Annotated in this window: 1 protein-coding gene; it reads right to left on the bottom strand. The window is 50.0% G+C overall.

The features are described 5' to 3' along the window. Window positions 1-286 (bottom strand): pyruvate formate lyase family protein (locus P0G09_RS20725; RefSeq protein ID WP_275253625.1); only part of this gene is annotated, 286 nt, incomplete at both ends.

Raw genomic sequence — 286 nt, 5'->3', positions numbered from 1 at the left:
ATGATATCCAGCGCTCTTTGCGCATCCAGACGTCCAAGCTCCCTGTCCTTGCGATAATACGGATACAGTATTTCATCCAGACGTCCGGGAGAGAAGCTGGAGGCATTGCTTTCCATATGCAGGACGACAAACAGAATCCACATGGACTGAACCGCTTCATGAAAGGTTTCAGCCGGTCGTTCGGCCAGCGCCTTACAGATTTCTGCCGTCTCTATCATATCCTGCTTCCAGTCCGGATGCTGCTTTGCTTCCTTTTGCAATTCATCATGATACCGCATCAGAAAGC

Source organism: Faecalibacterium sp. DFI.5.82, from assembly GCF_029076575.1.
Taxonomy (GTDB): domain Bacteria; phylum Bacillota; class Clostridia; order Oscillospirales; family Ruminococcaceae; genus Faecalibacterium; species Faecalibacterium duncaniae.
Note: the sequence above shows the minus strand (reverse complement) of the source record. Positions and strands in the feature narration are given on the sequence as shown.